The following is a 13,501-nucleotide window of genomic DNA, read 5'->3' on the forward strand; positions in this document are numbered from 1 at the left end:
GCAGCGGCCTACTTGGCGTCGGCATAGCACTCCACCACCGCCGTCGTGAACGGGAACCGCACCGGTGTGTCGCCGAAGGTCAGCCGGCCGGCGAGGGCGGCGGACTCGCGGATGGCCCGGACGACGTCCTCGGCCTCCTCGGCGGGACAGTGCACGATCACCTCGTCGTGCTGGAAGAAGACCAGCTCGGCCGCCATGTCCCGCAGCGTCCGGCGCAGCGCGGCGAGCAGCAGCAGGGCCCAGTCGGCGGCGCTGCCCTGCACGACGAAGTTGCGCGTGAAGCGGCCCCGCGCACGGGAGTCGGCGGAGGCGTGTCCGGGGGACCAGCCGCTCCGGCCGTCCTGTTCCTCGTCGCCGGCCGGGATGCCCGCCTCCTCGGACGCGTCCTCGCCCGCCCCGGCGGCGGGCGGGCAGGTGCGGCCCAGCCAGGTGCGCACCAGCCGGCCCTCCTCGCCCGCGCGGGCCGCCTCGTCGACGTAGGCGACGGCCTTCGGGAAGCGGCGGCGCAGCGCGGCGAGGTTCTTCAGGCCGTCGCCGGAGGTCTGGCCGTACACCGCGCCGAGCACCGCGAGCTTGGCCTGGTTCCGGTCGCCGGCGAAGGCCCGGTCGGAGACGGACTGGTAGAGGTCGCCGTCGCGGCCGGCCACCTCCATCAGGCCGGGGTCGCGGGAGATGGCGGCGAGCACGCGCGGCTCCAGCTGGTCGGCGTCCGCCACCACCAGCCGCCAGCCGGGGTCGGCGACCACGGCCCGCCGGATCACCTTGGGGATCTGCAGGGCACCCCCGCCGTTGGTCACCCAGCGCCCGCTGACCGTGCCGCCGGCGAGGAACTCCGGGCGGAACCGGCCGTCGCGCACCCAGTCCTGCAGCCAGGACCAGCCGTGCGCCACCCAGATGCGGTACAGCTTCTTGTACTCCAGCAGCGGTTCGACGGCCGGGTGGTCGACGGACCGGATCTCCCAGCGGCGGGTGGACTTCACCTTGATCCCGGCCTGTGCGAAGGCCTTGATCACGTCGGCGGGCAGATCGGGCCGCACCCGGCGGCCGAAGGCCGCGGACACCTGGTCGGCCAGCTCGGCGAGGCGGCGCGGTTCGCCGCCGCCCGCGTACCGCTCGCCGAGCAGGCCGTGCAGCAGCTCGCGGTGGACCTCGGCGCTCCAGGGCAGGCCCGCGTGGTTCATCTCGGCGGCCACCAGCATCCCGGCCGACTCGGCGGCGGTCAGCAGCCGCATCCGGTCGGGGTGCGCGGTCTTCTCGTGCCGCCGCAGCTGCTCGGCGTAGACGGCGAGCAGGTCGGGCAGGGGCAGCCGGGTGCCGGCGGGCTCGAACAGCGGGGACTGGGCGCCCGGTTCGGCAGCGCGCTGCGGCGGGTCGGGCGGTACGGGGCCGCCGCGGAGGCGGGCCAGGGCGGCGGCGGCCGAGCGTGGCTCGCCGTACCGTCCCTCGTGGCCCAGCAGGAGTGTTTCGGCGTCCTCGATGTCGTAGCACCGCTCCACTCGCACCCCCGTGGCGAGCAGTCGCGGGTAGACCTCGGGGGTCGACCGCCACACCCAGCGCGTCACCTCCGGGCGGCTCCGCACCGCTTCGGCGAGATCGCTCTCCCGCCGCACCGGTCCGGCGGGCAGCCCGTCCGGGCCGAGGGGGGCGACGTCCACGCCCGAGTCCTCGGCCGGTGCGAGAGCCCACCGGTCGGTCATGACCGTGAGTCTGGCAGGGGGGTCTGACAATCCCCGTGACCTGCGGTTCTACCCCTGCTCGTCGGCTGCTTCGGACCTCTTGTCCAGCAGCAGCGCCAGCATCCTGCCGACGTACTCCTCGACGGCCGGTTTGGTGAGGCCGAGGCCGCTCAGCACACCCTGGCCGTTCTCGTGCTCCAGCAGGGCGAGCAGCAGGTGCTCGGTGCCGATGTAGGGGTGGCCGAGCCGGAGGGCCTCGCGGAAGGTCAGTTCCAGGACCTTCTTGGCCTGGGGGCCGTAGGGGACGAGGTCGGGCACGTCGTCCGCGGCGGGCGGCAGCGCGGCGGTCGCGGCCTGGCGTACGGAGTCCAGGAGGACGCCCTGCGCGGTGATCGCCTTCGCGGCCAGGCCGTCCGGCTCGGCCAGCAGGCCGAGGACCAGGTGCTCGGGGCGGCCCTCGGCGTTGCGGGCGGCCAGCGCCTCGTTGTGCGCGGCCATGACCACGTTCCGCGCGCGTGGGGTGTAGCGGCTGAAGCCCTGGCCGGGGTCGAGGTCGGCGGACTCCTTGGGCACGAACCGCTTCTGCGCCGCCTGCCGGGTCACGCCCATGCTCCGCCCGATGTCGGTCCAGGACGCGCCGGAGCGGCGGGCCTGGTCGACGAAGTGCCCGATCAGGTGGTCGGCCACGTCACCGAGGTGATCGGCGGCGATCACCGCGTCCTGGAGCTGCTCAAGGGGTTCGTCGTGGGCGTTCTTGATCGCCTCGATGAGGTCGTCGAGGCGTACGGATGCCGTGAGATTCGGGTTGGTCGCCATGGTGTCAACCGTAGGTTGCCTCCCTGGTGCTGTCAACCGATGGTTGACGGTCTCGCTCGCTGCGCCCCCGGTTCACTGTCCACAGCCTGTGGACGGCCGCCGCCCGCTGTCGGTCCGCCGTGGCACGATCGACGGCGTGACCAGTACCGCCAGCACCGTCGAGCGGGCCTTCCGGGCCGCCCTCTACGACGACACCGACACCGGCCTCGACACGGGCGCCTCCCTGCTCGCCGCCGACCCGGCCGCCGACGCCGAACTCGCGCGGCGCGGCGAGGACTTCGTGGCGACGGCCTGGCAGCGCGGCTGGCAGCCCGCCGACGTCGTACGGCTGGTGCGGCGGGAGCTGGACGAGGCGCACGTCCGCCTGGCCGCCGCACTGATCCGCGCGCAGGCCGGGCGGGACCGCCCGCGCGGGCGCCGCTGGGCCGGCCAGCTGGCGGCGCTGCCCGCCGGCCCCGAGCGCACCGCCGACCGCTTCTCGCACGCCACGGCCGTCCTGGAGCTGTACCGCCTGCTGCTGCGGCTGCCCGCCCTGGAGCCCCTGGAGGAGGAGCCCCGCCGCGCCCACGGCCCGGCCGCCTCCCGCATGCTCGGCCGCATCCGCGCGCTGCTCGCCAAGGCCGAGGCCACCGGCTACCCGGAGGAGGCCGAGGCGCTCACCGCCAAGGCGCAGGAACTGATGGCCCGGCACAGCGTCGACGAGGCGCTGCTCGCCGCCGAGGCCCCCGCGCCGGACGCGCCCGGCGCCTGCCGGATCGGGGTCGAGCCGCCGTACGAACAGGCCAAGGCGGTCCTGCTGGACGCGGTGGCCACGGCGAACCACTGCCGCGCGGTGTGGAACGAACCGCTCGGCTTCTCCACCGTCGTCGGCTTCGAGGCCGACCTGGAGGCGGTCGACATGCTCTACACCTCGCTGCTGGTGCAGGCCACGCACGCGATGACCAAGGCCGAGGCGGCCCAGCGGGCCGGCGGACGCAAGCGGACCAAGACCTTTCGGCAGTCGTTCCTCGCGGCCTACGCGCACCGCGTGGGCGACCGGCTCGCGGCCGCCGCCGAGAGCCAGGTGACCCGGGACCTGCTGCCGGTGCTGGCCACGCGCGAGACTGCCGTCACCGGCCGGCTGGAGCGGATGTTCCCGGAGACCACCACGACCCGGCTGCGCGGGGTGAGCGACGCGGTGGGCTGGACCGAGGGCGCCCGCGCGGCGGACCGGGCACAGGTCGAAGCCCGCCCGCGGCTGGAGTGAGGGTTCAGTCGCCGACCTGCTGGAAAGCGCTCACGGAGGCGTCCGGCCCGCTCCCGTCGGCCTTGGCGGCGACCGGGCCGTACTTCCAGGGGAAGCTGCGGCCGGCGTCCGAGCCGGGCAGGGTGATCGTCACGCTCTTCGCCGCCAGGGCGTTCCCGGCGCCGTCCTTGCCGCGTACGTAGCTGATGGAGAAGGACGCGGAGTCGCCCTTGGCCAGCTTCAGCTTCTGCGCCTTCGCGCCCTTGAGCGCCGGCACGGTGGCCTTGTGACCGTCGGCGGCCAGCACGACGGCCGGGAAGTGGTCCAGGGTGCAGGGCGCGCTCTGGTTGGTGATGCTCACCGGGACCTCGCCGGTGTCGCCGGCGGCCGGGGCCACGCTCGCCGGGCCGATCTGCACGGAGACACCGCCGGTGTCGCAGGCGGAGCCGCTCTTGCCGTTCTTGTCCCCGCCGCTGTCGTTGCAGGCGGTCAGCAGCAGAGCGGCGGCGAGGGCGGTGACGGTGAGCGGAATGGCGCGCATGAGCAGATTCCCATCGAGGTAGGGACGGTCTCCCCGCATCATGGCGCCTGCGCCCGGAACACGATCACGCGCCCCGTCCCGATTCACCGCTTCGGGGTGCTCGCACCGCTTGACGCGCGCCGTCGCGGCCCCGCCAGGCGCCTTCACCGCTCCCGGCCCACGCCGTCGCCCCGGCGCCTTCGCCGCTCGCGGCTGCTCACGCTGTCTGCCCCGGGAGCCTTCACCGCTCGCGGCTGCCCACGTTGTCTGCCCCGGGAGCCTTCACCGCTCGCGGCTGCCCACGTTGTCTGCCCCGGGAGCCTTCACCGCTCGCGGCTGCCCACGTTGTCTGCCCCGGGAGCCTTCACCGCTCGCGGCTGCTCACGCTGTCTGCCCCGGGAGCCTTCACCGCTCGCGGCTGCTCACGCTGTCTGCCCCGGGAGCCTTCACCGCTCCCCGGCCGCAGTCACCACCTTCCCCGGGCGTCTTCACTGCTCCCCGGGCGGCCCTTCACTGCTTCACGGGCACCGTCGGCAGCCCCGACGGCAGCTTGCCGCCCTCGGCCTTGGTGTACGTCTCCTGGCCGGTCTTGCCCGACCAGGTCACCTTCAGCGTCGTGTCGTCGACGGAGTCGACCATGCCGGTGGTTCGCTCCTTGCCGCCGCCGGGGCAGGTCAGGTGGATCATCTGCATGCCGTCCTCGGCCCCTGCGGTCCCGCTGCACACGGTCCCGCCGGTCGCGAAGACCCCGGCCTGCTTCCCGGTGACCACGAGCGCCACGATCTTGCCGTCGGCGGTGGTGATCCAGCTGCCCTGGAGCCTGGCGGAAGCCCCGGTCCCACCCGGCGAGGCCGTACGCGCGGACGCGCCCGACGAGGCCGAGGCCGGCGAACTGGCATTGTCCCCGGAACCGCCGGATCCGCTGCACGCCGTCAGCGCCAGCGCGCCCACCAGTCCCGCGGCCAGGGCCACGCCCCGCACCCTCGCACTCGCAGTAGTCACCGGAAGCTCCCTCCGCGGTAGCGGCCGGCCGCCCTCGCCGGACGGCCCGCAGCGCAAGCTACCAGCAGTTACCAGGAGGACTTGCGCACCCCGGGCAGGTATCCCCGATGTGCCTGTTCGCGCAGGCCGATCCGGGACAGGCCGAAGGCGCGCAGATAGCCGCGTGGACGGCCGTCGGCCTGGTCGCGGTTGCGGACGCGCGTGGCACTGGCGTCCCGGGGCTGCCTGCGCAGTTCCCGCTGGGCGGCGAGCCGTCCGGCCTCGGGGGTGTCGGTCCGGCGGACGATCTCCTTCAGCTCGGCGCGGCGCTCGGCGTACCGGGCGACGGTCTCCTTGCGCCGCTCGTTCTTCGCGATCTTGCTCTTCTTCGCCATCAGACCCGCACTCCCCGGGCGCGGATGCGGGCGACGGCCGCCTCGACGCCGATCGCGTCCACCGTCCTGACGGCCCGCGCGCTCAGCCGCAGCCGGACGTACCGGCCCTCGCCGGGCAGCCAGTAGCGCTTGGTCTGGAGGTTGGGGTCGAAGCGGCGGGAGGTGCGCCGGTGGGAGTGCGAGATGCGGTTGCCGAAGCCCGGCCGGGCCCCGGTCAGCATGCAGTGCGCGGACACGGTGACGTAGCTCTCCTCAGACGGTGATGCTAATGGATTTCATTTTCAGTAAGGTAGCAGCATGGCACGCAACGAACTCCGCCCCGTCGTGAAGCTCCGGTCCACCGCCGGAACCGGCTACACCTACGTGACCCGGAAGAACCGTCGCAACGACCCGGACCGCATGACGCTGCGCAAGTACGACCCGGCCGCCGGCCGGCACGTCGACTTCCGAGAGGAGCGCTGACCCCGCCGTGCGCAAGGCAATCCATCCCGCCTACGGGCCGGTCGTCTTCCGCGACCGCGCCGCGAACCACGCCTTCCTCACCCGCTCGACACTCGTCGACAGGCTGGGCGGCAGGGCGATCGACTGGGAGGACGGCAACACCTACCCGGTCGTGGACGTCGAGATCTCCGACGTCAGCCACCCCTTCCACACCGGCACCGCACGCGTGCTGGACACCGCCGGGCGCGTGGAGCGCTTCGAGCGCCGGTACGGGAAGCGGGGCGGGGCGTGAGCCTGTCGGTGGCCGTCGTGGCCGGGCTGCACACCGCCGCCCGCACGGCGGCCGTCGACCGGCTGCTCGCCGAGGTGCCCGGGAGCGTCGTACTCCACCACGACCTCGCGGCGGCCGCCGCCGGCACGGTCGTGCGGACGGTCCGCGACCGCCACGGTGTCGTGTCGACGGGGGAGACGCCGCTGGTCGACGACTGCGCGTGCTGCGCGCTGCGCGAGGACCTGGTGCCCGAGCTGCGACGGCTCGCCGATGCCGGCACGACCCGGCTGGCGGTCGTCGAACTGTGGGACTCGGTGGAGCCCAAGGCGATGGCCGAGGTGATCGCGGCCGGCGGACTGACCGTCACCTCGGTGATCACCGCGGTCGATCCGGCGCTGGTGCTGCCGTACCTCGGCAACGGTGACGATCTCGCCGAGGCCGGGCTCGCCGCGGCGGCGACCGACCGGCGCACGGTCGCCGACACCTTCGCCCGGCAGCTGGAGTACGCGCCCGTGCTCGCCGTCGCCGACTCCCCGGAGGCCGACGACGAGGACCGCGAGCTGCTCGCGCAGCTCCATCCGACGGCCCGCCGGGTCCCGATCGGCCACGGGGGCCCGGCGGGCGCGCACGCCCCGGGGCCGCTCGCCCGGGCCGCCCTCGCCGGGTTCGACGTGGAGGCCGCGGCGGCCGCGCAGCACCCGGCCTGCGCGCTGCTGCCTCAGGAGGCCGACGGTCACGGCGTCTCGACCCTCGTCTGGCACCGCCGCCGGCCCTTCCACCCGGAGCGGCTGTACGCGGCGCTGGAGGATCTGACCTGCGCCGCGGCGCGCAGCCGGGGCCGGTTCTGGCTCGCCGACAAGCCCGATGTGCTGCTGCACTGGGACGCGGCCGGCGGGGCGCTGTGCGTGGAGAGCGCGGGGCCCTGGCTGGCCGCGCTGCCGGAGGCGGCCTGGGAGATGGTCCCGCCGGTGCGCCGGGCCGCGGCCGCGCTGGACTGGCATCCCCGGCACGGCGACTGCTGCAACCACCTGGTCTTCACCTCGCCCGGCCTCGACCGCGACGGGCTCGCGCACCTGCTGGAGTCCTGCCTGCTCACCGACGCCGAGTACGCCGCCGGGCGGGACTCCTGGCGGAAGCTCCCGCCCGCCTTCGACACCCTGCTGGAGGTCTAATGCCCCGCAAGAGCGACCGCGGTTCCCCCCGCAAGCGCCCCAACCCCCTGGACCGGGCGGGCGTGACCTGCCTCGACTACAAGGACACCGACCTGCTGCGCAGGTTCCTCTCGGACCGCGGCAGGATCCGCAGCCGCCGGGTCACCGGGGTCACCGCCCGGCAGCAGCGGTTGCTGGCGCGGGCCGTGAAGAACGCGCGGGAGATGGCGTTGCTGCCGTACGGCGGTCGCTGAGCCGGCGGTCGGATGGGTAGGCATTCCCCTACGCTTGACTGGTAGGGAAATGCCTACCTAATGTGCTGTCCATGAACATCACGCACGCCTCCTTCGTCACGCTTCCCGTCGCCGACCAGGACCGAGCCCTGCGCTTCTACCGCGACGTCCTCGGTTTCGAGGTCACCGCCGACCGGGAGATGCCCCAGGGGCGCTGGCTGCAGGTGGCGCCCAGGGGGGCGCAGACCGTCTTCACGCTCTCCGGGCCGGGGATGGGCGGTTTCGAGGCGGGCTCCGCGCGCGGGATCATGTTGGTCACGACTGATGTCGACGCGGACTGCGCCCGGCTCACCGCGGCCGGCACCCCCGTGCAGGGCCCGGAGGAACTGCCCTGGGGGCGGATGGCCTCCTTCGCGGACCCCGACGGCAACGGTCTGATGCTGCTGACCGAGAAGGAAGGCTTCTGACGGCGCCATGAACGGTACGGGTACCGCCGCCGAGGACCGCGTCTTCGCTGCGTTGGCCAACGCCACCCGCCGCGAGGTGCTGCGGCTGCTGCGTGAGCGCGGACCGCAGCCCGTACAGGCCCTGGCCGACCACTTCGACATGCGCCGCCCGAGCCTCTCGGAACACCTCAAGGTGCTCCGGGAGGCCGGCCTGGTCTCCGAGCACCGCTCCGGCCGGCAGCGCATCTACCGCCTGGAGGCGGCCCCGCTCGCCGAGGTGCAGGACTGGCTCCATCCGTACGAGCGGTTCTGGCGCGAGCGGCTGAAGGGCCTCGGCGACCTGCTCGACCAGATGCCCGACGATGAGCCGTCATGAGCCCGGTACCCGAACCCGACGACGCCGACGACCTCACCACGATCCGCGTCGACCAGTTCTTCCCGCACCCACCCGCCAAGGTCTGGCGCGCCCTGACCGACCCCGAGCTGCTCGCCCGCTGGCAGATGCCCGGTGCCGGGGACTTCCGGCTCAGCGTCGGCCACCGGTACCGGATGACCTCCGTCCCGCGTCCGGGCACCCGCTTCTCGGGCGTCGTAGAGGTCGAGGTGCTGGCCTACGACACCGAGCGGATGCTGTCCCTCCGCTGGGCGGATGCCGATCCGGCCAACCCCGCCGACTGGACCGTCACCTGGACCCTGGAACATGAGGGGCGCGGTACGCGTCTCTTCCTAGTGCACGAGGGGTTCGACCCGGACGACCCGGCTCAGCTGATGGCCCGGAAGATCATGGGTGGGGGCTGGACGGGACATGTCCTGCCTGCTCTTGGGCGCACGCTGGAACAGCTTCGGTAAAGCGCACGTCAAGGCTGTAACCGCAGGGCCACTCCTCGTGCACGTGCATTTGCTCCTGCATCCGCACGTGAACCAAGTTATGATCCGGGTCAGTTGACCACAGCATCTATGGCCTCACCAGCCAGTGCACCACCGGGGAGCGACCTGTGGACCGCGACGTCGACGGCGTGTACGGGGGGTACGACGTGTACAACGGCATGGCTGCCACGCAGCTGAACGGAGTGGCCTGGCAGAAGAGCAGACACAGCAACTCGCAGGGTTCCTGTGTGGAGTTCGCGCGGTTGCCGGGTGGCGAGGTCGCCGTGCGCAACTCGCGCTTCCCGGACGGGCCGGCGCTCGTCTACACGCGCGCCGAGATCGAGGCCATGCTCCTCGGTATCAAGGACGGCGAGTTCGACCATCTCGTGGCGAGCTGACGCGGGCGATCAGTCCGCGTGGCCTCCGTGGCAACGATGTCGGCGTAAACGCATAGGCACATGGAGGGTGGACGCGCGTAGAAACAGCGCGTCCACCGCGTGTGGAACGGATCAGCCCGCCGTAGGCAGCCGGAACATCGCCCAGACGATCTTGCCCTCGGCCGTGCCGGCGAGCGGGTGCCAGCCCCAGCTGTCGGCGAAGGACTCGACCAGGAACAACCCGCGGCCCGATTCGGCGGAGAAGTCGTCCGAGTCGCGCGGGACCGGGGTCTCGTGGCTGGGGTCGCGCACCCCGCACACCAGCCGCTCGCTCCACCGCATCAGGTGCAGCCGCACGGGCGGACGGTGCGCGTCGCCCCGGCACGGAGCGGCCGGCACCGCGTGGCGGAGGGCGTTGGTGACGAGTTCGGAGACGACGAGACAGATGTCGTCGAAACGGTCCCCGACGTCCCACCGGTCCAGGGTGTCGCGGGTGAAGCGCCGGGCTTCGCGCACCGCCTCGTAACGGGCGGGCAGGCCGCAGGAGGCGGCATCGGACACGGCCGCGGGATCCAGCGGCGGAAGGCCCTGCCGTAACGGCTTGAGCATGGTCGATCCATTCGTCCCCATGCGAGGCACTCCCGGGAATTCGCGGTCGTTGCGATGCAGCGGTGGCGCGCCACCATGGTTTCGGATGCGCAGAGCAGATGCAAGGGCAGATGCACGTGCACGCGACCGAAATGACACTGCCCGTACCACTTCTTGGTCATTTTTTCTGCCATCTTCCCGGGCGTCCCGCCAGAGGTCCGGACCTCTTCCCGGTCGAGCCCCGGCAGAAACGGCCGACCTCTTTCCGTTTCCGTAACCGGGCGAGTACTGCTCGGAGTGTTTTAGTGGCAGACTTCGGCCCCTGAGGACGGTTGGGGAGGCTGACGAACGTGAGCGCGGGAGAGCCCGGATCGGTGGTGCGGCGAATGCTGCTCGGTTCGCAACTCAGGCGACTGCGTGAAGCACGGGGGATCACGCGCGAGAAGGCGGGATACTCGATCCGCGCCTCCGAGTCGAAGATCAGCCGGATGGAGCTGGGCCGGGTGAGCTTCAAGACGAGAGACGTGGAAGACCTGCTCACCCTCTACGGCATCACCGACGAGGCGGAGCGCGAGTCGCTGCTCTCCCTCGCCCGGGAGGCCAACGTGGCGGGCTGGTGGCACAGTTACACCGACGTCCTGCCCAGCTGGTTCCCCACCTACGTGGGCCTGGAGGGAGCCGCCGCGCTGATCCGCGCCTACGAGGTGCAGTTCGTGCACGGCCTGCTGCAGACCGAGGAGTACGCCCGCGCGGTGGTCCGGCGCGGTATGAAGGGGGCGAGCACCGCCGACGTCGAACGCCGGGTCGCCCTGCGCCTGGAGCGGCAGAAGTACCTGCTCGCCGAGAACGCCCCCGAGTTCCACATCGTCCTGGACGAGGCCGCCCTGCGCCGCCCCTACGGCGACCGCGAGGTGATGCGCGGCCAGCTCCAGCACCTGATCGACATCTCCGAGCGGCCCAACGTGCGCCTGCAGGTGATGCCGTTCAGCTTCGGCGGGCACGCCGGCGAGAGCGGCGCCTTCACCATCCTCAGCTTCCCCGAGTCCGACCTGTCCGACGTGGTCTACCTCGAACAGCTGACCAGCGCCCTCTACCTGGACAAACGCGAGGACGTCGCCCAGTACGAGCAGGCCCTGAAGGAACTCCAGCAGGACAGCCCCGGGCCCGACGAAAGCCGGGACCTGCTGCGCGGCCTGCTGCAACTGTCCTGACCCGCCCCAACTCCCTTTACTTGCAAGTAGGATGACGTCCGCTCAGGCATGCACGGATCTGGTGTCCGCTAGCGATTGAGGGATCACATGTCGTCCTACTTCACCGACCTGGCCCAGCAGTACATCGACGGTGAGTGGCGCCCGGGCACCGGTTCCTGGGACGTCATCGACTTCAACCCCTACGACGACGAGAAGCTCGCGTCGATCACCGTGGCCACGGTCGACGAGGTGGACCAGGCCTACCAGGCAGCCGCCCGCGCCCAGAAGAAGTGGGCCGAGACCAACCCCTACACCCGGCGCGCGGTGTTCGAGCGGGCCCTGAGGCTGATAGAAGACCGCGAGCAGGAGATAGCCGAGCTGATCATCGCCGAACTCGGCGGCACGCGCGTGAAGGCCGGCTTCGAACTGCACCTCGCCAAGGAGTTCCTGCGCGAGTCGATCCACCTCGCGCTGCGCCCCGAGGGCAGGATCCTGCCCTCCCCGACCGAGGGCAAGGAGAACCGCGTCTACCGGGTCCCGGTCGGCGTCGTCGGCGTGATCAGCCCGTTCAACTTCCCCTTCCTGCTGTCGCTGAAGTCGGTCGCGCCGGCCCTCGCGCTCGGCAACGCGGTGGTGCTCAAGCCGCACCAGAACACCCCGATCGCCGGCGGCACCCTGCTCGCGAAGATCTTCGAGGAGGCCGGGCTGCCCGGCGGCCTGCTCAACGTCGTCGTCACCGACATCGCCGAGATCGGCGACGCGTTCCTGGAGCACCCGGTCCCCAAGGTCATCTCCTTCACCGGCTCCGACAAGATCGGCCGGCACGTCGCCACCGTCTGCGCCAGGCACTTCAAGCGCTCGGTGCTGGAACTGGGCGGCAACAGCGCGCTGGTGGTGCTGGACGACGCCGACGTCGACTACGCGGTGGACGCTGCCGTCTTCAGCCGGTTCGTGCACCAGGGCCAGGTCTGCATGGCCGCCAACCGGGTCCTCGTGGACGCCTCCGTCGCCGAGGAGTTCACCGAGAAGTTCGTCGCCAAGGTCAGGACCCTCAAGGTCGGTGACCCGCGCGACCCGGAGACCGTGATCGGCCCGGTGATCAACTCCGCGCAGGCCAACGCCGTCTCGGGCACCGTGGAGCAGGCGCTCGCCGAGGGCGCCACCGCCCTGGTGCGCGGCAGCACCACCAACAACCTGGTCGAGCCGACCGTGCTCACCGGCGTCCCCGCGGACTCCGCGCTGCTCCAGCAGGAGGTCTTCGGCCCGGTCGTCTTCCTCGTCCCGTTCGACGGGGAGGAGGAGGCGGTGCGGATCGTCAACGACACCCCGTACGGCCTGAGCGGCGCCGTGCACACGGGCGACGTCGAGCGGGGCGTGGCCTTCGCCAAGCGGATCGAGACCGGCATGTTCCACGTGAACGACGGCACGGTCCACGACGAGCCGATCGTGCCCTTCGGCGGCGAGAAGCACTCGGGCCTGGGCCGCCTCAACGGTGAGACCACGCTGGAGGCGTTCACGACCGTGAAGTGGATCTCGGTGCAGCACGGCCGCAGCGGGTTCCCCTTCTGACCGCGCGCTGCCTTTCCCGCTCCTTTTCGACGCGGCCGGGCATTGAGGACAGGATCTGTCCTCAATGCCCCGTAGCGTCTTCGGTGTCGGGGGAAACCTCCCCGGCGAACGGCCCCACGAAAGGCGGTACGCCATGGTCACGCACGTTCCGGCGGAGGCGAAGGGCGACGAGCGCGGGGCGCTGCTCGCGTTCGTCGAGGAGCAGCGCGGCGGGATCCGCCGGGCGCTGCTCGGACTGACCGAGGAGCAGGCCCGTACCCGGCCCAGCGCCAGCGAGCTGTCCCTGGGCGGCCTGCTCAAGCACGTCGCCGAGGTCGAGCAGAGCTGGATCGCCCGCGCGAAGCAGGAGCCGCCGGCAGTGCGGCGCGACGAGACGAACTGGCACGAGACCTTCCAGCTGGTCGGCGACGAGACGGTCGCCTCGCAGCTGGCGTACTGGGAGCAGGTGGCCGCCGAGACGGAGAAGTTCATCCGCTCCGCGCCCAGCCTGGACGACACCTTCCCGCTGCCGCCCGACCCCTGGTTCCCGCCGGAGGGCCGCGTCTCGCTGCGCTGGCTGTGCCTGCACCTGATCCGCGAGACGGCCCGGCACGCCGGCCACGCCGACATCATCCGCGAGTCGCTGGACGGGAAGACGGCGTTCGAGCTGGTGGCCCTGGAGCAGGGCACCTCCTGGGGGCAGTAGCCAGGTCCGAGGCCGGGCCGGGGCGGGGCCGGCGTGCGCGGGTGATCGCGGGCTGATCGCGGGGTCCTAA

At 72.2% G+C, this 13,501-nt stretch carries 19 protein-coding genes; 12 read left to right on the forward strand and 7 right to left on the reverse strand.

The genetic code is table 11. From position 1 onward, the window contains the following. Positions 1–8 precede the first annotated feature (8 nt). Together S1361_RS21900 and S1361_RS21905 are read right to left on the reverse strand one after the other, a co-directional pair. Positions 9–1,697: a bifunctional 3'-5' exonuclease/DNA polymerase gene (locus S1361_RS21900; protein ID WP_208033503.1), complete on the reverse strand. Its 1,689-nt coding sequence runs from the start codon at positions 1,695–1,697 to the stop codon at positions 9–11. Positions 1,698–1,745: 48 nt separating this feature from the next. After that, positions 1,746–2,492, reverse strand: coding sequence for a Clp protease N-terminal domain-containing protein (locus tag S1361_RS21905; RefSeq protein ID WP_208033504.1), 747 nt, complete (start codon positions 2,490–2,492; stop codon positions 1,746–1,748). A 136-nt stretch (positions 2,493–2,628) separates the two neighbouring features. Here S1361_RS21905 and S1361_RS21910 point away from each other — a divergent pair, with 136 nt between their 5' ends. Next, the gene (locus tag S1361_RS21910) at positions 2,629–3,738 is read left to right on the forward strand and encodes a DUF2786 domain-containing protein (RefSeq protein ID WP_208033505.1); all 1,110 of its coding nucleotides are present in this window, start codon (positions 2,629–2,631) and stop codon (positions 3,736–3,738) included. Between the two features lie 4 nt (positions 3,739–3,742). On the opposite strand, the gene S1361_RS21915 is transcribed toward S1361_RS21910, so the two are convergent. From S1361_RS21915 to rpmB, 4 genes are all read right to left on the reverse strand, one after another. Continuing rightward, complete coding sequence (locus S1361_RS21915) at positions 3,743–4,258, reverse strand: DUF4232 domain-containing protein (RefSeq protein ID WP_208033506.1); 516 nt, start codon at positions 4,256–4,258, stop codon at positions 3,743–3,745. Positions 4,259–4,747: 489 nt separating this feature from the next. Next, complete coding sequence (locus S1361_RS21920) at positions 4,748–5,239, reverse strand: hypothetical protein (protein WP_243769257.1); 492 nt, start codon at positions 5,237–5,239, stop codon at positions 4,748–4,750. 68 nt (positions 5,240–5,307) lie between these two features. Then, positions 5,308–5,613, reverse strand: coding sequence for a 30S ribosomal protein S14 (gene rpsN, locus S1361_RS21925; protein WP_208033507.1), 306 nt, complete (start codon positions 5,611–5,613; stop codon positions 5,308–5,310). Next, positions 5,613–5,849 carry a 50S ribosomal protein L28 gene (gene rpmB, locus S1361_RS21930; protein ID WP_208033508.1) on the reverse strand — a complete coding sequence of 79 codons (237 nt, stop codon included), beginning with the start codon at positions 5,847–5,849 and terminating at the stop codon, positions 5,613–5,615. The genes rpsN and rpmB overlap by 1 nt, the downstream gene beginning before the upstream one ends. A 61-nt stretch (positions 5,850–5,910) precedes the next feature. On the opposite strand from rpmB, the gene rpmG reads away from it, so the two are divergent. From rpmG to S1361_RS21970, 8 genes are all read left to right on the forward strand, one after another. Then, the gene (gene rpmG, locus S1361_RS21935; RefSeq protein ID WP_030342652.1) at positions 5,911–6,075 is read left to right on the forward strand and encodes a 50S ribosomal protein L33; all 165 of its coding nucleotides are present in this window, start codon (positions 5,911–5,913) and stop codon (positions 6,073–6,075) included. A gap of 7 nt (positions 6,076–6,082) precedes the next feature. Next, the gene (locus tag S1361_RS21940; protein ID WP_208033509.1) at positions 6,083–6,346 is read left to right on the forward strand and encodes a type B 50S ribosomal protein L31; all 264 of its coding nucleotides are present in this window, start codon (positions 6,083–6,085) and stop codon (positions 6,344–6,346) included. Further along, positions 6,343–7,497 carry a CobW family GTP-binding protein gene (locus S1361_RS21945; protein WP_208033510.1) on the forward strand — a complete coding sequence of 385 codons (1,155 nt, stop codon included), beginning with the start codon at positions 6,343–6,345 and terminating at the stop codon, positions 7,495–7,497. Before S1361_RS21940 ends, S1361_RS21945 begins: the two co-directional genes overlap by 4 nt. Continuing rightward, complete coding sequence (gene rpsR, locus S1361_RS21950) at positions 7,497–7,730, forward strand: 30S ribosomal protein S18 (protein ID WP_208033511.1); 234 nt, start codon at positions 7,497–7,499, stop codon at positions 7,728–7,730. The genes S1361_RS21945 and rpsR overlap by 1 nt, the downstream gene beginning before the upstream one ends. Before the next feature lie 71 nt (positions 7,731–7,801). Further along, positions 7,802–8,176, forward strand: coding sequence for a VOC family protein (locus S1361_RS21955; RefSeq protein ID WP_208033512.1), 375 nt, complete (start codon positions 7,802–7,804; stop codon positions 8,174–8,176). Between the two features lie 7 nt (positions 8,177–8,183). Beyond that, positions 8,184–8,531: an ArsR/SmtB family transcription factor gene (locus tag S1361_RS21960; protein WP_208033513.1), complete on the forward strand. Its 348-nt coding sequence runs from the start codon at positions 8,184–8,186 to the stop codon at positions 8,529–8,531. After that, positions 8,528–9,004 (forward strand): SRPBCC family protein, encoded by a 477-nt coding sequence (locus tag S1361_RS21965; RefSeq protein WP_208033514.1) that lies wholly within the window; start codon positions 8,528–8,530, stop codon positions 9,002–9,004. The genes S1361_RS21960 and S1361_RS21965 overlap by 4 nt, the downstream gene beginning before the upstream one ends. Positions 9,005–9,150: 146 nt before the next feature. Then, entirely contained in the window at positions 9,151–9,420 is a 270-nt protein-coding gene (locus tag S1361_RS21970) for a DUF397 domain-containing protein (RefSeq protein WP_208033515.1), read from the forward strand. 111 nt (positions 9,421–9,531) lie between these two features. Here S1361_RS21970 and S1361_RS21975 read toward each other — a convergent pair whose 3' ends face one another. Then, the gene (locus S1361_RS21975; RefSeq protein ID WP_243769258.1) at positions 9,532–10,029 is read right to left on the reverse strand and encodes an ATP-binding protein; all 498 of its coding nucleotides are present in this window, start codon (positions 10,027–10,029) and stop codon (positions 9,532–9,534) included. Positions 10,030–10,373: 344 nt separating this feature from the next. Between S1361_RS21975 and S1361_RS21980 the strand changes: the two genes are divergently transcribed. The 3 genes from S1361_RS21980 to S1361_RS21990 all read left to right on the forward strand — a co-directional run bounded on the left by S1361_RS21980 (position 10,374) and on the right by S1361_RS21990 (position 13,431). Beyond that, positions 10,374–11,198 (forward strand): helix-turn-helix domain-containing protein, encoded by an 825-nt coding sequence (locus S1361_RS21980; protein ID WP_208036713.1) that lies wholly within the window; start codon positions 10,374–10,376, stop codon positions 11,196–11,198. Between the two features lie 87 nt (positions 11,199–11,285). Beyond that, positions 11,286–12,746: an aldehyde dehydrogenase family protein gene (locus S1361_RS21985; RefSeq protein ID WP_208033516.1), complete on the forward strand. Its 1,461-nt coding sequence runs from the start codon at positions 11,286–11,288 to the stop codon at positions 12,744–12,746. Between the two features lie 133 nt (positions 12,747–12,879). Next, entirely contained in the window at positions 12,880–13,431 is a 552-nt protein-coding gene (locus S1361_RS21990) for a DinB family protein (protein ID WP_208033517.1), read from the forward strand. Positions 13,432–13,501 lie beyond the last annotated feature (70 nt).

The organism is Streptomyces cyanogenus (assembly GCF_017526105.1).
In the GTDB taxonomy this organism is placed as follows: Bacteria; Actinomycetota; Actinomycetes; order Streptomycetales; family Streptomycetaceae; genus Streptomyces; species Streptomyces cyanogenus.